General features: G+C 34.4%; 27 protein-coding genes. 13 read left to right on the top strand and 14 right to left on the bottom strand.

Going from position 1 to position 24113, the window contains the following annotated elements:
• Positions 1-310 precede the first annotated feature (310 nt).
• From GHI45_RS10575 to msrB (GHI45_RS10560), 4 genes are all read right to left on the bottom strand, one after another.
• Complete coding sequence (locus GHI45_RS10575) at positions 311-697, bottom strand: hypothetical protein (protein ID WP_147780758.1); 387 nt, start codon at positions 695-697, stop codon at positions 311-313.
• A gap of 154 nt (positions 698-851) precedes the next feature.
• Positions 852-1160, bottom strand: a complete 309-nt coding sequence (locus GHI45_RS10570) for a hypothetical protein (protein ID WP_147780757.1) — start codon at positions 1158-1160, stop codon at positions 852-854.
• Between the two features lie 424 nt (positions 1161-1584).
• Positions 1585-2112, bottom strand: coding sequence for a peptide-methionine (S)-S-oxide reductase MsrA (gene msrA, locus GHI45_RS10565; RefSeq protein ID WP_147780756.1), 528 nt, complete (start codon positions 2110-2112; stop codon positions 1585-1587).
• 11 nt (positions 2113-2123) lie between these two features.
• Positions 2124-2540: a peptide-methionine (R)-S-oxide reductase MsrB gene (gene msrB / locus GHI45_RS10560; protein WP_147780755.1), complete on the bottom strand. Its 417-nt coding sequence runs from the start codon at positions 2538-2540 to the stop codon at positions 2124-2126.
• A 261-nt stretch (positions 2541-2801) separates the two neighbouring features.
• On the opposite strand from msrB (GHI45_RS10560), the gene GHI45_RS10555 reads away from it, so the two are divergent.
• Together GHI45_RS10555 and GHI45_RS11590 are read left to right on the top strand one after the other, a co-directional pair.
• Positions 2802-3071, top strand: a complete 270-nt coding sequence (locus GHI45_RS10555; protein WP_047916740.1) for a GNAT family N-acetyltransferase — start codon at positions 2802-2804, stop codon at positions 3069-3071.
• Positions 3072-3151: 80 nt separating this feature from the next.
• Complete coding sequence (locus tag GHI45_RS11590) at positions 3152-3355, top strand: GNAT family N-acetyltransferase (protein WP_147780760.1); 204 nt, start codon at positions 3152-3154, stop codon at positions 3353-3355.
• A 101-nt stretch (positions 3356-3456) separates the two neighbouring features.
• Here the strand turns inward: GHI45_RS11590 and GHI45_RS10545 are convergent, their stop codons facing one another.
• Together GHI45_RS10545 and GHI45_RS10540 are read right to left on the bottom strand one after the other, a co-directional pair.
• Positions 3457-8376: a bacterial Ig-like domain-containing protein gene (locus GHI45_RS10545; protein ID WP_147780754.1), complete on the bottom strand. Its 4920-nt coding sequence runs from the start codon at positions 8374-8376 to the stop codon at positions 3457-3459.
• A gap of 238 nt (positions 8377-8614) precedes the next feature.
• Positions 8615-9430 (bottom strand): Cof-type HAD-IIB family hydrolase, encoded by an 816-nt coding sequence (locus tag GHI45_RS10540; RefSeq protein WP_147780753.1) that lies wholly within the window; start codon positions 9428-9430, stop codon positions 8615-8617.
• Between the two features lie 415 nt (positions 9431-9845).
• Between GHI45_RS10540 and GHI45_RS10535 the strand changes: the two genes are divergently transcribed.
• The 4 genes from GHI45_RS10535 to GHI45_RS10520 all read left to right on the top strand — a co-directional run bounded on the left by GHI45_RS10535 (position 9846) and on the right by GHI45_RS10520 (position 13609).
• Positions 9846-10337: an RNA polymerase sigma factor gene (locus GHI45_RS10535; protein WP_147780752.1), complete on the top strand. Its 492-nt coding sequence runs from the start codon at positions 9846-9848 to the stop codon at positions 10335-10337.
• Positions 10328-11425: an anti sigma factor C-terminal domain-containing protein gene (locus tag GHI45_RS10530; protein WP_147780751.1), complete on the top strand. Its 1098-nt coding sequence runs from the start codon at positions 10328-10330 to the stop codon at positions 11423-11425. Before GHI45_RS10535 ends, GHI45_RS10530 begins: the two co-directional genes overlap by 10 nt.
• A gap of 55 nt (positions 11426-11480) precedes the next feature.
• On the top strand, positions 11481-11702 hold the full coding sequence (locus GHI45_RS10525) for a hypothetical protein (protein ID WP_147780750.1): 222 nt from the start codon (positions 11481-11483) through the stop codon (positions 11700-11702).
• A 155-nt stretch (positions 11703-11857) separates the two neighbouring features.
• Positions 11858-13609 carry a restriction endonuclease FokI C-terminal domain-containing protein gene (locus GHI45_RS10520; RefSeq protein WP_147780749.1) on the top strand — a complete coding sequence of 584 codons (1752 nt, stop codon included), beginning with the start codon at positions 11858-11860 and terminating at the stop codon, positions 13607-13609.
• A gap of 63 nt (positions 13610-13672) precedes the next feature.
• Here the strand turns inward: GHI45_RS10520 and GHI45_RS10515 are convergent, their stop codons facing one another.
• Positions 13673-15682 (bottom strand): Dam family site-specific DNA-(adenine-N6)-methyltransferase, encoded by a 2010-nt coding sequence (locus tag GHI45_RS10515; protein ID WP_222705841.1) that lies wholly within the window; start codon positions 15680-15682, stop codon positions 13673-13675.
• Between the two features lie 302 nt (positions 15683-15984).
• Between GHI45_RS10515 and GHI45_RS10510 the strand changes: the two genes are divergently transcribed.
• Positions 15985-16476, top strand: a complete 492-nt coding sequence (locus GHI45_RS10510; RefSeq protein ID WP_147780747.1) for a GyrI-like domain-containing protein — start codon at positions 15985-15987, stop codon at positions 16474-16476.
• 200 nt (positions 16477-16676) lie between these two features.
• Here the strand turns inward: GHI45_RS10510 and GHI45_RS10505 are convergent, their stop codons facing one another.
• Positions 16677-17333 (bottom strand): YitT family protein, encoded by a 657-nt coding sequence (locus tag GHI45_RS10505; RefSeq protein ID WP_147780746.1) that lies wholly within the window; start codon positions 17331-17333, stop codon positions 16677-16679.
• Positions 17334-17885: 552 nt separating this feature from the next.
• Here GHI45_RS10505 and GHI45_RS10500 point away from each other — a divergent pair.
• Complete coding sequence (locus GHI45_RS10500; RefSeq protein WP_147780745.1) at positions 17886-18173, top strand: HPF/RaiA family ribosome-associated protein; 288 nt, start codon at positions 17886-17888, stop codon at positions 18171-18173.
• 97 nt (positions 18174-18270) lie between these two features.
• On the opposite strand, the gene GHI45_RS10495 is transcribed toward GHI45_RS10500, so the two are convergent.
• From GHI45_RS10495 to GHI45_RS10470, 6 genes are all read right to left on the bottom strand, one after another.
• The gene (locus GHI45_RS10495) at positions 18271-18624 is read right to left on the bottom strand and encodes an iron-sulfur cluster biosynthesis family protein (protein WP_187230130.1); all 354 of its coding nucleotides are present in this window, start codon (positions 18622-18624) and stop codon (positions 18271-18273) included.
• Positions 18625-18646: 22 nt separating this feature from the next.
• Positions 18647-18961, bottom strand: coding sequence for a thioredoxin (gene trxA, locus GHI45_RS10490; protein WP_147780743.1), 315 nt, complete (start codon positions 18959-18961; stop codon positions 18647-18649).
• 12 nt (positions 18962-18973) lie between these two features.
• Positions 18974-19249, bottom strand: coding sequence for a GNAT family N-acetyltransferase (locus tag GHI45_RS10485; RefSeq protein ID WP_187230131.1), 276 nt, complete (start codon positions 19247-19249; stop codon positions 18974-18976).
• 16 nt (positions 19250-19265) lie between these two features.
• On the bottom strand, positions 19266-19799 hold the full coding sequence (gene msrA / locus GHI45_RS10480) for a peptide-methionine (S)-S-oxide reductase MsrA (protein ID WP_147780741.1): 534 nt from the start codon (positions 19797-19799) through the stop codon (positions 19266-19268).
• A gap of 11 nt (positions 19800-19810) precedes the next feature.
• Positions 19811-20227 carry a peptide-methionine (R)-S-oxide reductase MsrB gene (gene msrB / locus GHI45_RS10475; RefSeq protein WP_228386070.1) on the bottom strand — a complete coding sequence of 139 codons (417 nt, stop codon included), beginning with the start codon at positions 20225-20227 and terminating at the stop codon, positions 19811-19813.
• 67 nt (positions 20228-20294) lie between these two features.
• Positions 20295-20981, bottom strand: coding sequence for a hypothetical protein (locus tag GHI45_RS10470; protein ID WP_228386068.1), 687 nt, complete (start codon positions 20979-20981; stop codon positions 20295-20297).
• A 202-nt stretch (positions 20982-21183) separates the two neighbouring features.
• Between GHI45_RS10470 and GHI45_RS10465 the strand changes: the two genes are divergently transcribed.
• From GHI45_RS10465 to GHI45_RS10445, 5 genes are all read left to right on the top strand, one after another.
• A complete protein-coding gene (locus tag GHI45_RS10465) occupies positions 21184-21651 on the top strand; it encodes a hypothetical protein (RefSeq protein WP_147780739.1) in 468 nt (155 codons plus the stop codon).
• A 155-nt stretch (positions 21652-21806) separates the two neighbouring features.
• A complete protein-coding gene (locus tag GHI45_RS10460; protein ID WP_147780738.1) occupies positions 21807-22616 on the top strand; it encodes an Rgg/GadR/MutR family transcriptional regulator in 810 nt (269 codons plus the stop codon).
• 95 nt (positions 22617-22711) lie between these two features.
• The gene (locus tag GHI45_RS10455) at positions 22712-23020 is read left to right on the top strand and encodes a hypothetical protein (protein ID WP_147780737.1); all 309 of its coding nucleotides are present in this window, start codon (positions 22712-22714) and stop codon (positions 23018-23020) included.
• Positions 23021-23056: 36 nt separating this feature from the next.
• Entirely contained in the window at positions 23057-23476 is a 420-nt protein-coding gene (locus GHI45_RS10450) for a hypothetical protein (protein WP_147780736.1), read from the top strand.
• A 30-nt stretch (positions 23477-23506) separates the two neighbouring features.
• On the top strand, positions 23507-23776 hold the full coding sequence (locus GHI45_RS10445; protein WP_147780735.1) for a GNAT family N-acetyltransferase: 270 nt from the start codon (positions 23507-23509) through the stop codon (positions 23774-23776).
• Positions 23777-24113 lie beyond the last annotated feature (337 nt).

Below are 24113 nucleotides of genomic sequence, written 5' to 3'. Positions count from 1 at the left end.
TCGAACAATTTTATAACAATTACAATCCTCATTCTGCCAACAATGGGTTAACTCCAAATCAGAAGGAAGAAAATTATTTTAAGAAAACATAGCTCATTTTATGTCTAATTATTTGACATTAGTCCAACGTTCAGTCTCAAAAACTTGGTGTTCCGCCAATATAATTTTATAGTCCATATTCTACCCCTTCGTTTATCTTTAAAATAAAGTATTTTTACTACTATACTACACTTTAAACTTGAAATCAATAGACATAAAAAGTCATTATAATCCAAAAAAGAGCTCACAACTTTTAGGTTATGAGCTTATTTTATACATTTGGTAAACCAAATATCCATTTCAGCCATCCGATAACAGTCCCTGAACGACGGGTTGCTACCGCCCCAGGGCTACATACATTATATTTTAATTCAATTTCTATAACTTTTTCTTTAGTAGGAAACTCACCTGAATCCAGTATGTATTGAAATAATTCTTTAAATATTTCGTGAGATAAAATTAAACTAACTAATTTCAATTGTCTGTCTTTATAAGTTAAATTGCATACTGTATTTCCAAGAGGTGTCAACCGATATTTAATAATTCTATCCGTTCCTTTGAATTTTTCAAATAAATTAAGATAACGACCAGCATTGAAATAATAATCTTTTTGACGGCCTGTAAATTTCATTAAATCTTCAATTTCTGGACCACTCATTTCACTGTCTTTCATGTTTTCTAAAAGAGAAATAACTCTATCAAAACGATCTGCTTGAACAAAAGGGACATTCGTTTTACTTCGATCGTCTAAAATATTTAGGTCACATGCTTTATATGTCTCAATTAATTCATCTAATGTAATTTTAGTATCTTCAAGAGAATATTTTTTTTCTTGACAAGAGCAAAAGGCAATGTCCTATTTTAGAACGCTTGTTAATCGTTTCTGGGCGTTCCTCAATAGATAAACCGTAAGGGCGCTTAGGATTCGTTTTTCTGAGTTTCTTAGCCTTCTTGTAGTGTGGGGAAAGTAACTCATGATATTTCACATCAAGCCATCCTTTTTCAACCCAGTTGTAAAGCGTTTTGAGACAGACAGCACCTAGAAATCCTTGTAAAACCACTTCAAGAGACTGTTTATCTCTCACAGCATTAGTAATGGCTTGATTCAATTTAGCTGTCACTTTAGAATGGCGTCCACACTTTTTCTTATTGGTTTCATGTTGTTATTGAGCACGCTTAGAAGAATACTTACTTTTAAATTTGAGTTGAATTAACCCTAATTTCAGCTCATTATTGATTGTCTGTGGGACTTTACCTAGTAACTGGGCAATATGACGGTTACTGAGTTTATCCTTGTTATGTCAGCGTTCGATGCATTGTCGTTCTGAGTAAGTGAGTTCTTTATTTCGTGTGTTATAATGGTCTTGCATCTGAATCCTCTTCCTACTTGTGTTTCGCAATTCAAGTATAATAAATTCAGATGCTTTTTGCTTACTTCAAGGTGGCTAAACTAATTTTACAATTTGCCAATAACAACTAAAGTTATAAATTAAAAAGTTTTAATTAGAACACAATATAAAAAGACACGCAAAGTGCCTTTTTATTTTACCAGTTTTCTTTAATAAATTTTGCCCGTCCTGACCCCTGACGGTATAGGTTATAGTGTAAACTATTTTTTTGGTAGTAGTTTTGATGATAGGTTTCAGCCTCATAAAAGGGACCTACTTGCTCAATTTGAGTCACAATTGGCTTATCAAATCTACCACTATTGTTCAATTCTTCTTTTGAGGCTTCTGCTATTTTCCGCTGTTCTTCCGAATTATAGAAAATAACGGGGCGGTATGAGCTTCCACGATCTGCGAATTGCCCAAATGCATCGGTTGGATCTGTTTGTCTCCAATAGATTTCAACCAGTTCTTTATAGGAAATAATGCTTGGATCAAAAATGATTTCTACAGCTTCAGTATGACCGGTTGACTCAGAACAAACTTGCTCATAGGTCGGATTAGGAGTAAGTCCTCCAGTATAACCAGCTTTAACTGAAATAATACCAGGTTCTTGGTCAAATGGGTGAACCATACACCAGAAGCATCCCCCTGCAAAAATTGCGCTATCATATTTATCATTGAACATATTCGTCCTCCTTATTCAACCAAGTGAGAATAAGCACCATATCCTTCTTCTTCCATTTTTTCGAATGGGATAAAACGGAGAGAAGCAGAATTAATGCAGTATCGTAGCCCCCCGGTTTCTAATGGACCATCATTGAACACGTGTCCTAAATGGGAGTCTGCTTTACTACTTCTGACTTCAACGCGTTTCATGCCATAGCTGTCGTCTTCAATTTCTTTCAAAAAATCTTGTTGGATGGGTTTAGTAAAAGCTGGCCATCCACAACCTGAATTATATTTATCAGTGGAAGAGAATAATGGATCCCCACTTACAACATCTACGTAAATTCCTCTTTTAAAAAAATTATCGTATTCCCCTGTAAAAGCTCGTTCCGTTCCATTTAATTGTGTTACTCGATATTGTTCTTCGGTCAATTTGTGATTTGGCATAGCAACCTCCTTTTAATTGAAAGAAAATAGTCTAACTACGTCTACAAACGTAGACGTATAATGATTATATCATTTGTAAGCCCTTTATTCAAGAATATGATTTATTATTTTACAAACTTTTAGTTATGTCTTTTTTGGGAGGAGAGAAATTCCACGAATAAATAATTTCATCTTTAGATTATGTTGCATTTAATAAAATATTTTATTTCTTATTAAAACAAATGCTATAATATCTTTAAACTATTAGAGAGGAATAAGACTATGGAAATTATTGAAAAAGAGAATAAATTTTTGTTATTGAATGATGAAAGAGAAAAAGTCGGTGAAATCGATTTTGAAAACAATGGAGGTAAGCTTACGATAACCCATACTGAAGTACAAAAAGTTCTACGGAAAGAAGGATTGGGAGAGAGGCTTGTGCTATCAGTTGTGGAAAAAGCGAGAGAAACTGATTTATCTCTAGGAGCTACATGTCCATACGCCGCAAATTACATTAAGCACCATAAAAGAGAATTAGAAGACGTATTATAAAAATCGGAGTAAAAATGGAAATTAGAGAAAGAAATAACACGTTGATACTCCTTAATGATAAGAAATAAGCAGTTGGAGAACTGGTTTTTTCTAAAAACTTAGATAATTTGATTGTTACTCGAACATTCATTAATCCTGCCTTTAGAGGGCAAGGATTAGCAGGATTATTAATGGAGCGAGCAATTGAAATTGCAAAACATGAAAACCTGAAAATATCTGCGACATGTTCATACGGAGTGAAGTACATTGAAAATCACAAGGATGAATTAAAAAATTTGCTTTAAAAAAAAGCTAATTTATAAATAATTAGAGGTTATATATTTTGATAGAAAAAAGACATGTTATATATAATTAACATGTCTTTTTGTTAGATTAAACTCTTGGCTCAGTTGTTCTTTCTTCTCTTTACACCGAACAATGCTAATGCTCCTCCAAGTAGAAGCAGACTTATTCCGATTGCTAATATAGAGAATGAAGATGACTCTCCTGTTTTGGGAAGTGTACGGTAAGTACCACTTGTCTTTGTTTGTCCAGAAGCATTAACGGTTCTCGTTTGCTTGCTGGTTGGGGTAGAAGTTGTTGGTTTTTCTTTATCCGGAGCTGTAGTTTTAGCTACAACGGTCACATAGGCATCTACTGAGATTGTGTCACCTGTCAGACTACCGTCCGCATTTTTTACAGCCCAGCTGTAAGTCACTTTATATTGACCAACCTTGCTGGTATCCACATCTCCCGTCACGGTAAGTTCGTCCAAAGCTAATGGATTACCATAACGGTCGGTCGCAGAAATAAAGTTGTCTGCCTTATCCCAGCTATCTCCGACGGTGAGGGTAGTATCTTTTACCTTGATGCTCGCTTGGTCCTTCAAGACAGTCAGAGTCACAAGATTGGTTGTTTTTCCATTGATTACCTTAAAGGTATAAATTCCTGCTTTAGAAGAATCAACCAACGTGTGATTTTCTAATACAAGTGAATCAAAGAGAACAGCACTACCGTCTTTAGTCGTTGCACTGATAAAGTGGTCTGAAGCAGTCCAGGAATTTCCCTCAAAGATTGTTAAATCCTTTGTAACAAGGGTTTCTTGATTTTCTACGACTTTTACAGTAATGATTGTAGATTTATTTTTATAGATATAATTGACACGATATTCCCCAACGGTTGTCGTATCCACAGGATCTATCTCTGTTACTGTAACAGCGCTGAAATCCACTGGATTTCCCAATTCATCGGTCGCAGAAGTAAAGTTGTCTGCTTTGTTCCAACTATCTCCGACGTACAGTGTAGAATCATGAGCGACAATAGTATTCTTTCCCTCTCTCCAAACGGCATAGAGGGTTGTTTTGCCATCTTTTTCATCGTTAAGATTACTTACTGTTTGTTGGTCTGTATAGTTAACTGGACCATCAATTTTTGTTGACCACCCCTCAAAAACATAACCATCTTTACTGAAGGTATTTGCATTGAGTGCAGTTGCTACATCATAAGTCATGGCTTGGTCAGTCATGTTGCCTGAGCTTGCGCCATTACCATCAAAGGTAATCGTGTAAGCATTGGCCTTCCACTGTGCATAAAGGGTTACTTTGCCTTTAGCGGTACCTATTAAATTCTTAACCGATTGAGTGTCGGAATAAGCTGTTCCAGAACCGTCAGCTTTGGTGTTCCAGCCAGTAAATGTATAGCCAACTTTACTAAAGGCATTTGCATTGAGTGCAGCTGCCACATCATAAGTCATGGCTTGGTCAGTCATGTTGCCTGAGCTTGCGCCATTACCATCAAAGGTAATCGTGTAAGCATTGGCCTTCCATTGCGCATACACCGTTTTATCTGTAGTGAAATTAACAAGCGTATTGTCAATGAAAGTATCTCCTGTTCCATCAGCTTTGGTGTTCCAACCAGTAAATGTATAGCCTGAACGCGTTGGGGGATTTACATCGCTCAGGTTTACATTTGTGCCAAAATCATAGGCTTTCGTTTGAACCGTTGGACTAGCACTCGCATCATTAGGATGATACTTCACATTAATACTATTTGCCTTCCAAACGGCCTTATAAGTGTATTCTGAAACTGCGGAGGTAACGTCAAACGTGTCACCTGGATGCTTGATATCACTTGAATTAGAACTGTTTACCCACTCCTTGAAGGTATAACCGGGTAAGGTTGGAACATCCGATGGAATCGTAAGACTTCCATTTCCTGACTCATCTAAAAGGGTAGCTACTTCTCCTGGAACATTACTTGCCTGCGTCACGCCACTTGGGAGGACCGTTGGTAGATTTTCCAAAAAGTTAGCCTTAACAATTTCTGTAGAGAAAGTCACGGGTGTGGTTGTCGCATTGAGTGTTACACCAGTGCCCACTTCTTTGGCGGAGTAATGGAATTGATTCACTGCTTTTTGGTTCCCTGTGGCGGGAACTTCAAAATTAAGAATACTATCCAATGTTTCATTTGGGGCGATTACTTTATTCCCAAAATCGATATATATGGCTGTGATTCCTGATGCAGGTTTTGTGCTTGTAAAACCATAGGAAGCAAGCGTCGTTGCGTTCCAGGTCTGTAGATTGGTGCTATCGTAGCCTGGAAGTTCTGAAACTGGTTTCGTGCTGTAATAAACCGTCCCTCCAGCTGCGTTATCCAAACCGGTGAACTCAATAGACCCTGAAGAACCGCGATTGTCATTGTCTTCTGGAAGAATGTTGTAAAGTCGAGCACTTGTAAAGCTAGTATTTCCTGAATTCATAATCGATGCCTTCATTTGTGGCATTCCTGAATGTTCAACCGCAAAGACACTGTTGTTTGACCAAGCTTGACCAGCATCCCCACGACCAGCACTTGATCCTTCCAATTTTGTTCCAGAAGCGACGGTCAGAGGGCTGTGGCCAGACGTAATTCCAGAATATGAGCTCGCGATACTGTTGTCATATCCCATATTAATGGCTTGTGCTTCTGTTAAATTATTCGTAGCCTGGATAATTTGTGGGAAGATTTCATTGGTACTCCCTACAGACAGATAGGGAATTGGATAATTCCCCACACTTGTTCCGGAAACGACCTTAAATTCAAGTGGAATAGAGAAAGAAACATTTGTGCTGTTTTTTTGCGCGTTCTTTCCTTCTGCGGTGAATCGGTAGTAGTTATAAGCCGCATCTGAAGAAAGAAGTTCAACTTTGACGACCCCATTTTCAGACTCGGAACCTACTTTGTCCACGTAGTCCTTCATCTCGCCGGGGTTAACCATTTCTAGTTGCTTTGGAATGGCTACAGTTATGACAGGATTCTTCCATGAAGTAAGGGCTTGGTTCCCGTTCTTCCCTTGAATTTCGTAGTTGACTGTTTCACCTGGTTTTTTGTTTATAGCATTCCCACTCACAAATTTTGCGGATGCCTGTGTAGCATTAGACGGCGCATAGTATGTTGTAAAAGAGTCGATAGGATTAGTGACCGTACTCCCCTGTTCATCATGATAGCTGTATGTGCCCGACATTTCTACAGGGACAACTCTATCTTGAGGAATGGGTGTCCCATCCGGCCATTTCAAGTCTGACCAATTTTTCGCACGGTACCTTGTATAAAATGCATTTCCTGGAAGAAGCACACCTTCTTGTGTCCCATCTTCGCCCATAGGCTCCACACTAATCTTATCAAAGTATTCCCCTGATGCTACCGCCGGAGGAATAAAAGTGATAGATTCGTATTCTCCCGTGAATGTTTGAGCTTCAGAATACTCTGTGCGTGCGTTGCCGTATGAATCACTTATTGTGTAGACAACTCGATAATAATTATGAGGTATCGAATTAATTTTCGACATAGCCACAATATATATTGAACTGAAATTCGTTCTTTCACTTCCAGTAGAATTCTGGTTTAAAGAAACGTTAATTCCTGTGATATTAAGTTTCCCTTGGTTCTTCAACCCAAGAGTTTTAAGATAGGGTTGGTACACCCCTCCTAATTTTACTGTATTAGGACTTTGACTACTTGGGATTGATGAATTAACATAGGACAATTTCGTTGAATCACCCGTATTATGATAACTTGCTCTTTCCTGGCCTAAATCCCAATCCTTCAAATCTTCCCTTGTCGAACTGAATTCTTTAAACGAGTCCTTTTGTTCGCCATTAATTTTAGTATAGAGCATGCCTACTCTTACGTGGATGTTCTCTCCAAAAGAAACGTTATCTAATATTTTGAGGGCTCCTGTGACATTAACGTTAGATAAATTCACATTACCGTCATATTGCCATGTTAGAAAAGAATTAGAAGAATCTGTCAGTTCTTGGTAATAGCGTACATATCCTGCCGGAATCGATGAATCTTGCGCTGGTGTTGTTGGAGTGATCCCTGAAAAATTCACTCCAGAAGAAGGTTCAAAAACTGCCCCTTCTGGTACTTCTATGTAAAATCTATTGTTTTTTGTTTCATCCAAAAGGCTGTACAAACGATGGTTATTATTTAACCGTATATTTATAGGAATTTCATCATAAAAATAAGTTGGAGGGGTAGAATTATTATAAACCACTTGCATGCCATCTACTGCATTCGATTTAACGCTTGTAGTATTGCTTTGACTAATTTCTAATCCCGAATGATCTTTGACTGTTGCTTGAATATTATTCCAAACAATTTGTTCCGCAGGAACTTTAGCGTCATATTCTTCGTTATACTTGAAGCGCAACTGGAGTGTTTCAACAGTTTGACTAGTCTTTTTCAGATGAATCACCAACTTTTTGTTAGCGGTGTCGTTTTCATAATGATCGACAATCGAATTAGCTGGAATGGACTCCTCAGAAATATAAGAAAATAGAGGAGCGGTCATTGAAAAATATTGAAAATTTTGTGTGTCTTCTGTCGGCATAAATCCTGCATAAGGAATTTCAATGGTTGTCCCGTCAAGATTAGCTTCTGAAATTGAGACCGCAAGACTTAACCGTAGCTCAGGAGGCTTTACTCCTGTTACAGGATTCGTATACGTTTGGTAGGTCGCAGGAGCAGTGATTGTTGCACTAATCCCCGTTGCTTCTACATTGTTTTCTTGTGTTGTTATAGGTTCAACAGTGCTTTTTAGGTTTTCTGATTTTTGTTCTCCATCATTTTTTGAAGTACTTTCTGAACTTGAATCAATTTTTTCTGAAGTCGTCGTCCCTTCGGAGAGATTATTCCCTCCGTTAATGTTTGATGTTTCTGAATTTGTTGACTGCTCTGTTGTTTGAGAAACAGTTGTATCTGTACTCGCATAAGCTATCGGGCTTACGGTAGCATTTAATAAAATAAAAGACAGGCTTGTCGTCGTCCATAATTTGTGTTTCATGATTATTTTTTTATCCTTTCTATTTAAACTCTCTTGTGTTTACTGGGATAAGGCTTATCTAATTATATCATTTATACCTAAAATACCAAAATCATTACATTTATGTTTCACACAGTAAATAAATTATTTTTGAAAAATACAATAAATTTCTAGCAGTTAGTAAGAAACAGCTCATAACTGTTAAGTTATGAGCTAGTTTAGTCTAAATCTAAAATAACATAAAAAATAAGAGTAATTATTATATTATATTATTCCCTTCTAGAAAAATCGCAATTCCATCACTATCATTGTCACGAGTAATAAAATCTGCCACAGATTTTGACCTATCGCTCCCATTTGACATTGCAACTCCTATAGCTGCATTGTGTATCATATCCGCATCATTGTCCGCATCTCCAAAAACAAGTAAATTTTCTAATGTTATTCCATGCAAATTCATTGCTTTTATAAGTCCATTGGTTTTAGATACCCTTGGGTCCATGTATTCATACAGAACACTTGTTGTTTTCAAACTGCTACTTTTATATTGTTTATTATTGAATGTTTTACTCTTTTCAATAACTTCGGACATATATTCAGGATGACAGGTAATCATAATTTTTCCTTGTGGCTCTTTTAATAATTCATGGAAATCTACAATTTGGTATGGGACTTTATCAGCTTCAGAAAGTTTTCTTATATAATCATCATCCTTATATCCAAGCAAAATACCATCTTTAGGAATACAAAAATTCAGATCCATACCCTCATAGTGCTCAATGATTTCCCAAATTAAATCACCGTCAAGAGAGTAATCAGATTCTTTGGTTATTCCCAGTGATATATCAACAATTTCACTTCCGCCTTTTCCTACAATGCAATCAATCTGCCCCTCAATGTGCCATTCTCTGAGCAATTTTTGACAAGAAATAGCATCTCTTCCAGTTGCAAGCCCAAAAAGAATTCCTTTTTCTCTAACCTTCTTAATTGAATTTACAGTTCTCTCAGTTACATATCCTTTACTTGACAAAAGAGTTCCGTCAACATCAACCATAATCGCTTTGATTTGTTTCATTTTAATTTCTCCGTTTAAATGATTCTAATTTTTTTAATAATCCATGATAAATTGTTGTTGCTTCCTATTCCAAAGCTTTCTTTTACCTCTATTTTATGCTAAATTAAGTTTAAAAGATAGAGTAATCTAATAAAAATCAAATACAAATAAGCTCATAACTTAAAAGTTATGATCTCTCTCTTAGTATGGGCTACTATCACAGGCGTTATCAAGGCTCACAACTAGAGCTCAAAATAATTGAAGTTGTTAAAAAAAGACAAGAGATCTAACTTATAACGCATTAATGCCACAGTACCTGTTTCACATACCTATTTTTAAATCAAATTGGTACAATATACATATCATTAATTAAATATTTTAAAAAAATTGTAACCAAATTCAATTTCATTTGTTATATATATGAGGGGAGGGAAAAGTGGATATTAGGGAATATGAAAACCAGATAGAAGAACATTGTTCTGAAATCACTAAGTACCTTATTTCTCGAGGTAGCTCCCTACAAGATGCCCAAGATTCTGTTCAGGATACTATTGTTAAAATTCTAGAACTTGATATCTTCATAGAACCATCTAAATTACGTGCTTGGATGTACCGCGTTTCTATTCGTAATTATATTAATAAGTTTCAACGGGAAAAAAGGTATCAGAAAATCATTAGCGAGCTTGGTAGAGAACTTAAAAAGTTGGATGCAGGGGACAAAGAAAACATTGATATTAAAAAGTTTCTTCAAAAGCTCAAACCCTATGAAGAAAGGATAATATTTTCTTACTATTTTAAAAAACAGAGTGTGAAATCTATTGCAGAAAATGAAGCGAAGAGCATAAGTAAAATTAAAATTGACTTGTATCGAGCAAGGAGAAAGTTAAAAGAAAGCATAGAAAAAGAGGAGATAAAACTATGGAATTAATATTAATCTACATTATACCTTTTATTGTTTGTTTATCATCCGTAATCTATACGATTGTTAGACTAATACAAATTGCAATGAACAAGGTAAAAAGTTACCGTTTTAAGAATGACGATATTGACGAATTAAGTATCGATTTCAAATATTTAGCAGGAAAAACAAAATTTAAGCGTTTGATTTTCATTATCTGGATGACAATTGGATATTCTATACTTCTCTTTGGAACCCTATATTATATAAACAGTAAATGGATGACGAATGTCTATCAAAGAACATCAGAAAATGCTCAAAAATATATGAATGTCCGTGCACCTAATATTAATTACACAACCATGATTACTAAATACGATTCAATTGTTAGTTCCCATATTTATATGGATACTTTCAAAAATATCGATGGATATCCTGTTCCTTGGTCACCTATGTCATTTGACTATGGTACGCTAATGGTGACAAATAATGCTTATATCGGTAGCCCTACTGAAATCAATAATGCTTACTACACACATGATACGAAGCAAAAAGTAGCAACATTCTTTTTACCTAAACTCAACTATAAGAGTGATGATTATTTTGGAATTCAACCTACTCACGAGGCGAGTGATCTGGTAAAAGAAAAAAATCAAGTCGCTGAGGTTGCAGTTTCCTTTGATAAGCCTTACAGCTATTTTGAAATACAATCAATGATTCCTAAAAATCTGCTTATTAACTGGTATTGGATTGGTTTTAACGATGACACAAATGTAAATGCTGCTTCTGCACCATACTCTGGTTTAGCAAGTAATGATGTTGCACAAGACTCTCCCAAAGATGATTATGGACTTTTATCATATGAAACATATGAGGATTTTATAAAAAATGCAACTGATTTAACGTGGGGAACGGTAGTTAGCAATGATTTTGATTCATACGTTGATTTAAATAAGCAAATCAAAAAATATCCTAATCTTGATAAAGCAAAATTTTCAGGAGTAATTTTAACGGGACGAACAGAGAACCTTACTGGCCTTGACAAGAACAAGTGGGTATTCTCAACCAATATAGGCGTTACTGCACCAATAAAATCATACATCACCCCAATAAAGTAAATGTAATGCTTATATTTATTTAAGATTTACATTATCCAAACAGCACATCCCCAGTATGAAAAAATTTACTGGAGGATGTGCTGTTTATTTTACTAACTTTGCAACAGAACCTTCAAAAGAATCAATTGACCTTTTATACCGTGTTCAATATTTAACAGATAGGGGAGTTTATTCAAATAGTTCAATTGAAGAAGCAGAAACATATTTTGAAAAAGCCTTACTAAATGACTGGAAGGAGAAATATATTATCCGATTACACAATAAAAATACGGAATAAATTAATCCGTGTTTTATTATTAATATCCTTTTCGGTTACTATTCTGAAGTTCACACCTTATATATTATGTTATAATTAAATTATTTCAGAGATTTTACTAAGGGCTTTCCAGTTTTTGGGTTAAGGGTCAAAAAGACTAATAGGGGACTACAAAAATGACTTTACGCACATACGGTTGGGTACAGAACCCTTCTGACTTTTCAAAACTTAAACTTGTGGTTCAGATTTTCGATTCCACAACAAAGCATTATGAAAACTTACGAAAGAAATTAGTAAGAACGCTCATTCCTTTTGAAGATATAAAAAATAATCTCATTTCTAAATTAGATAAGAATGTAGAAGAATTCAGTTATCTAGAATTAGTGGGAACCTCAAAAGACAACAACGGTCGCTCTCCCAAAAAGAGAAGCGATGCTGTCGCTGATGCGTTAATTCAAATCACTATACTGCCTCAGAATGCGAATACTAGCGGGAAAAGGTGGACCGATAATTGGACTTCAGACGGCTATCTAAGATGGGCTTTAAGTCTGAATTTTATTAAGCATGACAGAAATACCGATATATGTTCAATAACCCAGTTAGGAAAAGCATTTTCCCAATCAGAAAATAAATCTGACAAAGAAACAGAAATATTAAGGAAAGCTCTCCTGAGCTATCCACCAGCAACTCAAGTACTAAACATTCTTGAAAATTCCTCTAGTCCAGTCACAAAATTTACAATCGGTAATCAATTAGGGTTTTCTGGTGAGAAAGGATTTACCTCCTATGATGAGCAATTGATGCTCGATTGGTTTAAAAATGGCACAAATGAAGAACAGAAAAAAATCAAGTCTGATATTGAAGGTACTAGTGATAAATATGCAAGAATGATAGCCTCTTGGTTACATAAAGTTGGTTTTGTAGATAAACTGAGTACATCTGTCGAAACAAGAAATGGTGTAAAATCCGGCTTCCAACTTTTCAGTATCAATGCTAGAGGTAGCCACGCTTTAAAACAAGCGCATGGAAGTTCAAAAAACTTACGAGTAAAAAAATATTTTACATGGGAGTTTTTAGCTGTCGGAGGGGAAAACAGGGACTACATTCGTTCACGAAGAGCCTATATTCTCAACTTTTTAAAGCAAACCTCATCCTTTAAACAACTTCTTAAAAAGCTTAGGCAAATTGGTTTTGATGATGATGAACAAATCATCAAGAACGATATTCAAGGCTTAATCAATTTTGGTATCAGAATTGACCAAACAGGTAACAAAATCACTCTGAGAGATTCTTTTTCTGATATATCAATTCCAGAACTTAACTTAACAAACGAACTTAGGAATGCGGCTCTTGATAAACAAAAAGTTAATTTCATAAATAAGACAGGATTACCTATGAAGTATATTGAATTACTTGAAATTGCATTTGATGGAAGTAGAAATCGAGATTTTGAGATGGTTACTGCCGATTTATTCAAAAATGTCTACGGCTTTAATTCTATTCTTCTCGGTGGAGGAAGAAAACCAGATGGTCTTATATTCACAGATAGATTCGGTGTAATCATTGATACAAAAGCCTATGGCAACGGTTATAGTAAATCTATTGGTCAAGAAGACGAAATGGTCCGTTACATAGAAGACAATCAGCTAAGAGACAGTAATAGAAATTCTGTCGAGTGGTGGAAAAACTTTGATGAAAAAATCGAATCTGAAAATTTTTATTTTATGTGGATTTCTAGTAAATTCATTGGTCAATTCTCTGACCAATTACAGAGTACTTCCGATAGAACCAATACAAAAGGGGCGGCACTAAATGTTGAGCAATTACTCTTGGGCGCTGCTGCTGCAAGAGACGGGAAATTAGATATCAACTCTCTCCCGATATATATGAATAATAAAGAAATTCTTTGGAGTGGAGATTTTAGCTGATTACTATATCCTCCCCTATCCCAACAAAAAACAGACTCCGTTGATAGGTGTCTGTTTTATTAATTATGCCATTGTAGCAATATTGGGGGTTCTATCAGCAATAATTTGTTTATTATCTTTCCGATAGTTTGTAATTAGAACTTCTACACTGCCTTTCCCTTTGGAATTATGAGAGGAATTATTGTAATTAAAGTCCAAATAATTAACCTCCACTGGATGTGTTTCAATAAACTCTTTCAGCAGCGTATTTTCTTTTCCTTTGTGAGTCAGTACGTTACTCAGTGCATACCTAACACCTTGATTAGATAGTTGTTCCATTAACTTATACATTTTCTTTTCCTGTTCATCATCCCAGTTAACAAAGCCTCGGTTACCATCATTATAATTTCCAGTGGTTATTAAATAAGGTGGATCTAGGTATACGAAATCAGAAGTGCCAAGATTGCTAATATCAATATCGTCAAATAGCTCATCAGTAAAGGTTGCATCAATGGTGTTCAACTTCTCTACGAAAAGACGAAGGTTCTTTTCCATATTTTCGCTAAAACGGCTTCTATTTCTTCCAAATGGATTATTGAATTCCATTGAGCTATTGAACCTGAATTGATAATTATAACTGTATGAAACTAAAACATATAAATCCAAAGGATTAGGGTTCTTATTATACTGTTTCCTGAATTTGATGAACCCCTCTTCATTCGTTTTACTCAGACAAAAATCATCTATGCGATTTTTGATTTTTGATATTAATTCATCCACATTCTGTGTTGCAAAGAATCGGAACATCTCATTAATTTTATCGTTCATGTCATTAAAAATGTATCGACTTGCATCGACATTAATTCCAACGTTTGCTCCACCGCTAAACAAATCAACAAATGTTTCAATTGACTCTGGAAACAAGGGAATTATTTGTTTTAGTAGCTTATACTTTCCACCAATATAATTAAGTGGACTTTTAATATAGGTTTGTTTTTCTACAGTCCATTTGTCTGATTCTTGGGAGAGAGTTTCAACCTTTCTGCCAATGTTTTTTTCAATATTTTCTTTCTTTTGAAAATAAATTAGTAATTCATAAAGGTCATAGCTTTCCGAAGAGCGCTTTGATTTATACTTTCTATAAGGTATTTTTTTTACCTGTACCTCTGAATTGAAGGAATTTCGTCTCAAGAGATCAATCAGTTCTTCTTCTGGTATTATCCCTTCGTTATTGTAACTAACGATTACATGAGTTGCATCAAGCTTTTCTATCATCTCTTTCATAGCTGATAATGCGTTTTTTTTCATGGCATAATCGCTTCTAAGATGATTCCATTTGAAAATCTTAGTTTTCCCAGTTAAATCTAGTTTTTCATTCTTTGCAATATTTTCTAGCAAATGGTAATTTGATGCATATTGTCTATTGTTATATGGAGTATCGATATAAGCAATATCTGCTTTTATGTCAGAGACCAGAATATTTGAATCTAAATTAAAAGCTACATTCTCTTTACCATTATTAGTAACCTCAAGAGGAATTAACTCAAGAGAACTAAGTGCTCTTTTATCCCAATGTTTTAAAAATGCGCCATAAGTCCCAGTTATATTGCTAACAAAAGGGATTGATTCCACCAAAACTGATACTAAATAATAGTATTCATATTCGTTCAATAGACCCAGAGATTGCCACTCTTCAATAGTGTCTCTAATATAATCTATTCTTTTTCCATTCTCTACAGTCAAGTACATAGCATCACCAGTAGGGGTGTAGCTTTGCTCATAGTACCCAACTTTACCTGTTTTTATATACTCGTCTGCTTCTTTTTGTAAGTAATCTAAAGGAGAAGCAATATCAATGCTGTTTAACCCTTCGAAAGCAAGAGGGGAATTATTCTCAATCGTCGCCTTTGCATTAACGTAACTAAAATAAAGTAAATCATTAGAATACACTGCATATTTAGATTTGAAATACTTACCAACTACATTCGTTCCAGCGAATAAATCTAAAAAAGTCTTTTCTGTTCCTTGTGTATTTTCTTCTATTACTTTTTCTATTTCAGTTAGTAAGTTTAGTTTCGAACCAATATATCTCACTTTTACATCCCCTTTCATCCATGATTTGATTTTACCGTTTTTTCCCTAATAAGTCAATCATCCAGGGTGGTGAAAGTTAGCTTGATTTATACACCTGAACAAGCTGGGCAATCAGCTTTCAGTTTTTGATGGTTACAAAAGAAAAAGCAGCACCTGCTAACAGGTGCTGCTTTTTCTTTTATCCATGATAATTATTACTAACTCACGTTTAAAATCGCTTAAAAGGCAAACTATGAGCTTTTAGGACTATTCAAAGCGTTTAGACTAAACAAAGTTATATTAATATTAGAGGAGGAAATTCTATGCAATTTAGAATTGAGAAAAAAACAAGTTTTAATTTAATTGGCGTCACTAAAAAAGTTCCTGTCCAATTTGAAGGAGTAAATCAAAGTATTGTGGAATTAGCTCAGAGCATTACAGCTCCACAAAGAGAGGAAATGCATGAAATGGAAAATTTATATCCTCAAAAGGCTCTAAATATTACAGATGGTTTTTCTGATAAATGGTTAAATGAACAAGGTTATCTGAATCATATGATTGGATTTGCATCAAGCAAAAATAATCAATATTCAGATTTAGAACAAATAACGGTTAAAGAATCTGATTGGGCCATTTTTCCAGTTCAAGGAGAATTCCCCAAAGTATTTCAAGATACAATGAGTCAAATTTACTCCGAATGGTTACCGACATCTAATTATGAATTAATGGATGTTCCAAGTATATCTTTCACAGACTTTAAAGAAGGAGAAACAAACTTATATAGTGAAATTTGGTTGGCAATAAAAGAAAAATAACATACAAGAAAACAGCTCATAACTTATAAGTTATGAGCTCATTTGTTTTATTCAGTGTTATTATTTAAGAATGTGACATGACATAAACGAGATATCTGAAATACATTAAAAATGTTAAATTGATAACCATAGGTAATTCTTTATATAAGTTGTTGTATAAATAAATATTAATGAAGTATTGGAAAAGCTTTTTTCTTTTATTATTTTCCTAAAAAATTTAGCCTTAATTGCTTTAAAATTTTGTTACGATAGTCTGGCCTGCCAACAAATCGAGTAACTTTGCTAAAAATTAAAGAAGACAGGAGCGTTACTGCAAAGTTTGGCAGTGCAAGGTAAGTTAGTAAGGAAAGTATCATGACAACCAAATCGATTCCAAATAGGACCCGGTCAATTTTAAAATTCCACTGATCCTCCATCATTCGGCTAAGTAAGAGAGAACCACCGAATGTTCCTTCTGAGATAACAACTATGCCAGCACCAATTCCTGACAAAATGCCATCAAATAATCCTGCCCAAATCATTTGATTAAAGACAATTCCATTAACTCCTATACTTTCAAAAATGAGCATCCAAATACTCATGGCAGCTGCACCTGGAATGCTTAATAAAAGGACTCGATTACTCAGTAACCTCCAACCAAATAAGAAAAGAGGGACATTTACTACAAAAAAGGTTAGCGCCGGGTTAATATGGAAAACAAAATTAATAAGGACTGAAAATCCTGCAATTCCATTACTTGCCAGGCGATTGGGAATAACAAATAGTCGCACTGATAAAATATAGAGTCCAACTCCGAAAATTAAAATTATGAGGTCTCGCAAAAATTTTTTATCTATTTTTACATTAAATAAGTTCATTTTTTCTCCTTTATGATGAATCTGTCCATTGTGCTCTGGTCATTGTGGGGGCTTTAAAATATTGTTCTACTCAATTTTACGATAAAACAAGAGTGAAAGAAAGAAGCATTTAAAGTAAATTTGATTCAGTATTTTTCACAAAATAATTTTTATCTCTTATATGTAAGTCATAAATTGCAAATTAACAAAATAATTAAAAAAATGAAATATTATTTTCAATGCTTTCAAACTCTTTCGGGAACTAAGCTTTAATTTGGCTAAAAATTCAAATATCCATCTATTCATGAAGTGTGTCACAATTAAATTTTTTAGCCAATAATCTTCGACGCTTCCGTGGAACAAAGAAAATTAGCACTTATAACGTGATATGGAACTAAAAATAAAAGCCATTCCATAGTTTATTTGCAACATAACGAATATTATGCCTTTTTTTTGTATACTTAGCAATATACATTGATAAATGGTGATAAAACGTATCATTGTTATAGGAACGAATTATCGCAGAGCTTATGGATTATTTGGCTCAACAGTATCTAAATATGGAGGTTTTATATGTTTATTATCAAATCAAATGGCTTTCAAGTTACTGCTGAAAAGAAAGCAGAAGTTGAAAATAATGTGGGAAGACTCGCTTTTGATTTTGAAAAAGTAGGGATTGATCCAGAAACTTTGGATGTTACGATTCTTCTATCTAAATTAGAAATGGATAAATTTAAAGTCACCATCACTATCCCTACTGATAAAAAAGTGCTTGAATCAAGCAAAGAAGCAACTACTTTAAAAGAGGGACTAGACCTTACTGTGGAAAATTTGGCTAATCAAGTATCATTACTAAAATAAATTAAGCAGTACGTTAATCAAAAAAGTCCCTATCACTATTAGGGACTTTTTTGATTAATATAAATGAAGCACCATTTATCCTTTTTAATCTACGATTCTACTTTCTAAAATCAACCAGCTCAATATTGGGCGCAATGAGTTCACCATTACCCGCGATTTCAATCAATGTGCCATTTTGACGTATTTTTATTTGTGGGTCCAAATACATTAGTGCCCATTTTTGAAAGAAAACATCTCCAATATTTGATTCAATTTTAGTGTCAAACACAGGGGGAATAGCGTTTTTATTGGTAAGAACAATTCTATAGCGTGTAACCCCACAACAGTCTTGCCTGATTAATTCTTTTCCGTCATACAAGGTATGGTCAATGTCAAGAACAATCTCTGTTGGTATATCAGATTTCATTTCCATTATCTTCTTGGAAACTTTTTCATCAAATGTAATACTCATGTTTTTCCTCCTCATGGAGAATCTAGCTTAATTCGTTAACGATGGATAGCAGTTGTGATTTTGTGTGAATACCAGAAACTTGTTTAACAATTTCCCCGTCATTCATAAACAGTAATGTGGGAATCGACAATATTCCATATTTTTGGGCAGTATTAGGATTTGCGTCAACGTCTAGCTTACCTATCTTCATTTCTTGTTCAGATAACTCATTGGCTAGCTGTTCAATGATCGGTCCTTGAATTTGACAGGGTCCACACCATGTTGCCCAAAAGTCAATTAGGACTAGTCCACTACTTGTTTCTACATCGAAATTATTATCAGTAAAGGTATGAGTCATAAATAGTCCTCCCTATTTCATCAAAATATCTTCAAATTCATCTTCATGATTTTTTAAATAAGCTTTCGCATAAGAACATGAAGCACCAACTTTTAGATTATGTGTTCTAGCATTTTCCACTGTTTTAAGTATCAATTGTGCCGCGAGCCCTTGCTCTCTCAATTCTTGATTAACACGTGTATGAGTGATGACGATATGGTCCCCTTTTTCAACAAACTCTACAGCACCAACTTTTTCACCTGAATCATTGCATAGAGCAAATGCATTGTCTTCTTTAATTATTTCCATGGACAACTCTCCTTTTTTATTTATTCCAATTTTCATTGATGAATTTAGCACGACCTGAACCTTGACGATAAAGGTTATAGTGCAAGCTATTTTTTTGATAATAGTTTTGATGATAATCTTCAGCTTCATAAAATGGACCCACTTGCTCAATTTGGGTCACAATTGGCTTATCAAACCTTCCGCTACGCTCAAGGGCTTCTTTTGATGCTTCGGCTATTTTGCGTTGCTCTTCCGAATTATAGAAAATTACCGGACGGTAGGAACTTCCACGATCGGCGAATTGCCCAAAGGCATCTGTTGGATCTGTTTGTGACCAATAAATTTCAACTAATTCTTTATAAGAGATGATACTTGGATCAAATACAATTTCTACAGCCTCTGTATGGCCAGTTGATTCTGAACAAACTTGCTCATAGGTTGGATTAGGCGTAAGTCCTCCAGTATAACCCGCTTTAACCGAGATAATTCCAGGTTCTTGGTCAAAAGGGTGAACCATACACCAGAAGCATCCTCCTGCAAAAATAGCACTATCATATTTATCGTTGAACATACTCATTCTCCTTATTTAATTAGGTGGGTATAGTCCCCATAACCTTCCGCTTCCATTTTTTCAAACGGAATGAAACGGAGGGAAGCAGAGTTAATACAGTAGCGTAAGCCACCGCTTTCTTGTGGCCCATCGTTGAATACATGACCTAAGTGTGAATCTGCTTGGCTGCTTCTAACTTCAACACGCTTCATCCCATAACTGTCATCTTCAATTTTCTTCAAATAAGTTTGATGAATTGGTTTGGTAAACGCGGGCCAACCACATCCAGAATTATATTTATCCGTTGAAGAAAACAAGGGATCACCACTTACAACGTCAACGTAAATGCCTTTTTTGAAAAAATTATCATATTCTCCAGTGAAAGCACGTTCTGTTCCATTTAATTGTGTAACCCGATATTGTTCTTCGGTCAATTTATTGTTTCGCATAGCAACCTCCTTATCGATTGTAAAAGCCATTATTTTGATAATGACTTTTACAATTTAAAAACATTTATTATTCTTCTTGTGATACAGCTGATTTATAAAGTTCATCACGATGTCCCATAGTCGCAAGCTTTGTTAGGCCAGAAGATGCTTGATGATCAAAAGTTACAGTTTTAACATCCGCAATCCCCCAAACACCTGAAGAAAAGGCAGTTTCATAATCACCACTAGAAATATTTTTAATTTTCACCTTATACACATCATCTGTGAGAGTAACGGTTGCGTCCAAAAATTTATCTGCGGCACCATTTTTTAATTTCCCATCGTCTTTGGTGACCTGCTCAGAAGTGCTTGCATTAGGGGCCATGAATAACCCTATTTGATCCGTAATATTTATGTCACCTTTTTCTATATCAGACTTCGTTAGTTTGATTCCATCGTCTGAAACTGGCGCAAAATACCATCCTTTATCCCCAGATCCTGCATGCATAAATGCAAAATGAAGGTACTCAGAGTCGTTATGAACTGGAACATAGAATTCCACATAATCACCTGGTTTGGTCGCTCCAACAACTTCATCTGCTTCACTGTTGAAGTTACCAATTACTTCACCGGAAGAAATCAACTTTTTAGATGTATCAACCTGTTCAGTTTTAGAACTTTCATTTGTTTTTGTAGTAGATGTGTCTGTCGAGCATCCTGTTAATATAATGCCTGCTGTAAGCATTGTTATACCGCTTAGAACTATTTTGTTCATAATCATTCCTCCAATTACGATATTTATTGAGATACAACGTTATTTTACCTTAAGGTAATCGAACTTTTTTTTTATTGCAAATATGCAATGATAATTTAAGTATTTATTGAGAGAAAGCATCAAAATAAATTATTTAGGAATATAATAAAAGTAGAGTAACTAAAGGAGGTTATTACAGTGACTGATCAACACGGTGATATCAATGAAAGTAACTATTTTTTTTCTTGATAAAATAGTCATAGATAATCAAAAAATAAATGTGCTTTATTATTGCTCGCAAAAAAATAATTACTTTGATGAATCGGATAGTGTAGCTGATTACGCTAGTGAAAAGATTGACTATATTGTTGATTTTTGCGAAATAAAAGAGGCAAGAAAAAATTGTATTCAACATCGGAAGAATAATGTATATTGTATATATTCTAATAATATCAACAACGCCATAAAAGTGTTTCGCCTTCCATTTCAATCTCTATTAAAAGAAGGAAATAAAGCTTCTGATATTTCATATATTTTAATGGAGAGTGCTGCGTTAGATAATTTGTCCCTTTTTTTGAAATGCCTTGAAAACGGAATAGCACTGGGAGAGTGCTCCAAAGGTGAATTACTTATCATTAATCGATTTTTAGATATTTACTGGAATATATTTATTTCATCCTACACGAAATAGATTTGAAAATATAATATAACCCTATTGCTTTTCATGTATCAAAAAACACATTTAAGTTATATAAATGTTATAATGTTTATGTAGATGCTACTTAGTTGTCTTTATTTTTAATAAATACAAATATGTAATAACAAAAAGTCAGCAATGGAGAAATTATGGTTTATAAAAGATATGGACAAGTGTTCAATCAAATCAGAAATCAAAAGCACCTCCCACTTTCATTTTTTGAATCTGTTGGAATCAATAAGTCATCTCTTCAAAGATTTGAAACAGGACAAACTATGATGGGATTTGAAAGATTAGATGCGGCATTACAAGCGATGAATGTTACTTTAGGAGAATATGAATATTTTTTAAATTATTTTCAAGCAGGCTACTTAGAAGAAATCGTTGACGAAGTCATAGGTAATATCTATGTTAGAAACACAAACAGATTACAATTGATTGCACAAGAATGCAAGGAAAGTAATCAAATGATTCTCTATCATGCGTGTAGGAGTTCATTTGAAGAATTGGATGAAGATAGTGTTGAAATCATCGCTTCATATCTATATGATATTGAGCAATGGGGATATTTTGAACTTTCAATTTTTTTCATTTCAATGGAATGCTTTTCAGAACGAACAATAATGCACTTGATGAATGATTTTTGGAACAAAGCAAAAGAGATGTATGGGGTTTTTAAGTATCGCAGACGTTTTTTAGAAACAAGCTATAAAGCAATCATACATCTCTCGAAATTAGGATATAAAAATTCTGTGGACTCGATTATTAAACAGAGTTACTTCTCAGATCAAGTATATGACATGTATTGTGAAAATCTAAGAAGAATAGCGCTTGGGTTTTATAAGCAAAGTTTTATTAAAGTTGAAGAAGGAAGAAAAGAATGGGAAAAATCTTGCCAACTATTTGAAGAATTTGGGCACATAGAATTGGCTAGGTATTATAAATTAATTCTTCAGTAAGAATCAAAAAAGCAACCCTTTAATTTAAGGGCTGCTTTTTTGATAAAATAAACATAGATGATGCAAGGTCTAGAATCATATTAGAGAGGAGAATTATGAAATTGAAAAAACAAACGCCAAACAAAGAAGCAACTCTTTTCATTTGGACCCTCGACCAAGTACTTTTTGTACCTCAACTATCGGATGAGGAAATTAGGGTTATAAGCAAAGCAAAGAAGTATCTTCTCGATGGAGCATACCCCATAGAAATACTTCATAGATTAGCGTTAACCTTAGAACATATGGATAGAGAAAACGAACTCAGCCAATCACTCATTAATTTTAAAGACCAATTACCAGCACTATGTAATGAATGGTTTAAGAGCGACCTCACTCCGTTTATTTTCCGAGTTAGTCCACTGTGATTGCGCTAATAATTTAATAGGAGGGATATTATTTATATGATGTCATTCAATAAAATTTTAGAAAAAATTATAGAAGTGGATAGAAACAAGCATCTTTTTAAATTAACCGATGGCTCATATTGGATGCAAGAAGACTCAATCTTAACCCCCTCTTATAAACATATGGCTGAGGTGCAACTCATTGAAAATGAAGCAAAGTGCTATCTTCAAATTAACGATGAGAAAATAGTTGTTAGCCCACTATATAACGTGATTGAAAGTCAAATTTCGGGATTTTTCAAGGGTTGGAGTGGCAACTCTTCTTACCATCTTAAAAATGGTCAGACATGGAAAGAAGTATCAGCTGTATATCATCGACAATGCGAGCTTTCATCAAATGTTTTAATTTACAAGTACCGTAAACATACTTATATGTGTGTGGCTGGCACAGTTGCTATGGTGGAAAACATTGAATGAAAGTTAAGCAACAATAGATTCGGAGAAAAAATGGAAATAAAGAAAAGATATAATGACTTGATATTACTTGATGACAATAAAAATGAAATAGGTAATTTAGCATTTTCAATAATTGAAGATAAATTAATTGTAACTCGTCCCTATATCAAACCGGAAGTTAGAGATAAAGGGTTAGCAGAAATACTTATGCAAGAAGCTATTGAATTTGCAAAAAATAAAAAGTTAAAAATAGCTTCTACATGTTATTATAGTATAAAATATATTGAAAATCATAAAAGTGAAGTAAAAAAACTAATCTAACTGGTAGACAGAGTAAAAATTAAGGAGTAAAGTCTTCCAGTAAAAAAAAGCATAGATACATGCTTTTTTTTACTCCCTTTTACTAGCAGAAATACTAGCAGATAGTTGGTCATATTATTATAAAATAAAAGGTGCAACCGTCTGTTCCCCCCCCACATAATATTGTTGAACAATTATACCCACCATCATTTTAGACACTTTGTGGAACGTTGACATTAAGTCAAGAAACTAGACATCAAAATAGGTAAATTCCCTTTCTGCCTAGGCGGCTAATTTTTGTTGTTGTTTTTCGAATTCATTGGGCGTTAAATAATTAAGTCCCTGATGAATTCTATTT

It is taken from the genome of Lactococcus sp. dk101 (assembly GCF_009601055.1).
Lineage (GTDB): Bacteria > Bacillota > Bacilli > Lactobacillales > Streptococcaceae > Lactococcus.
Note: the sequence above shows the minus strand (reverse complement) of the source record. Positions and strands in the feature narration are given on the sequence as shown.

Bases quoted from the DNA above. Each gene is read 5' to 3' on its own strand.
- GHI45_RS10525 (WP_147780750.1), top strand. From the start codon at position 11,481: ATGAAAAAATTTACTGGAGGATGTGCTGTTTATTTTACTAACTTTGCA.
- msrB (WP_228386070.1), bottom strand. From the start codon at position 20,227: ATGCGAAACAATAAATTGACCGAAGAACAATATCGGGTTACACAATTA.
- GHI45_RS10575 (WP_147780758.1), bottom strand. From the start codon at position 697: ATGAGTGGTCCAGAAATTGAAGATTTAATGAAATTTACAGGCCGTCAA.
- GHI45_RS10500 (WP_147780745.1), top strand. From the start codon at position 17,886: ATGTTTATTATCAAATCAAATGGCTTTCAAGTTACTGCTGAAAAGAAA.
- msrA (WP_147780756.1), bottom strand. From the start codon at position 2,112: ATGTTCAATGATAAATATGATAGCGCAATTTTTGCAGGGGGATGCTTC.
- GHI45_RS10485 (WP_187230131.1), bottom strand. From the start codon at position 19,249: ATGGAAATAATTAAAGAAGACAATGCATTTGCTCTATGCAATGATTCA.
- GHI45_RS10505 (WP_147780746.1), bottom strand. From the start codon at position 17,333: ATGAACTTATTTAATGTAAAAATAGATAAAAAATTTTTGCGAGACCTC.
- GHI45_RS10545 (WP_147780754.1), bottom strand. From the start codon at position 8,376: ATGAAACACAAATTATGGACGACGACAAGCCTGTCTTTTATTTTATTA.
- GHI45_RS10555 (WP_047916740.1), top strand. From the start codon at position 2,802: ATGGAAATTATTGAAAAAGAGAATAAATTTTTGTTATTGAATGATGAA.
- GHI45_RS10530 (WP_147780751.1), top strand. From the start codon at position 10,328: ATGGAATTAATATTAATCTACATTATACCTTTTATTGTTTGTTTATCA.
- GHI45_RS10455 (WP_147780737.1), top strand. From the start codon at position 22,712: ATGAAATTGAAAAAACAAACGCCAAACAAAGAAGCAACTCTTTTCATT.
- msrA (WP_147780741.1), bottom strand. From the start codon at position 19,799: ATGTTCAACGATAAATATGATAGTGCTATTTTTGCAGGAGGATGCTTC.
- GHI45_RS10540 (WP_147780753.1), bottom strand. From the start codon at position 9,430: ATGAAACAAATCAAAGCGATTATGGTTGATGTTGACGGAACTCTTTTG.
- GHI45_RS10465 (WP_147780739.1), top strand. From the start codon at position 21,184: ATGAAAGTAACTATTTTTTTTCTTGATAAAATAGTCATAGATAATCAA.
- GHI45_RS10495 (WP_187230130.1), bottom strand. From the start codon at position 18,624: ATGAGTATTACATTTGATGAAAAAGTTTCCAAGAAGATAATGGAAATG.
- msrB (WP_147780755.1), bottom strand. From the start codon at position 2,540: ATGCCAAATCACAAATTGACCGAAGAACAATATCGAGTAACACAATTA.
- GHI45_RS10445 (WP_147780735.1), top strand. From the start codon at position 23,507: ATGGAAATAAAGAAAAGATATAATGACTTGATATTACTTGATGACAAT.
- GHI45_RS10460 (WP_147780738.1), top strand. From the start codon at position 21,807: ATGGTTTATAAAAGATATGGACAAGTGTTCAATCAAATCAGAAATCAA.
- trxA (WP_147780743.1), bottom strand. From the start codon at position 18,961: ATGACTCATACCTTTACTGATAATAATTTCGATGTAGAAACAAGTAGT.
- GHI45_RS10520 (WP_147780749.1), top strand. From the start codon at position 11,858: ATGACTTTACGCACATACGGTTGGGTACAGAACCCTTCTGACTTTTCA.
- GHI45_RS10470 (WP_228386068.1), bottom strand. From the start codon at position 20,981: ATGAACAAAATAGTTCTAAGCGGTATAACAATGCTTACAGCAGGCATT.
- GHI45_RS10510 (WP_147780747.1), top strand. From the start codon at position 15,985: ATGCAATTTAGAATTGAGAAAAAAACAAGTTTTAATTTAATTGGCGTC.
- GHI45_RS10450 (WP_147780736.1), top strand. From the start codon at position 23,057: ATGATGTCATTCAATAAAATTTTAGAAAAAATTATAGAAGTGGATAGA.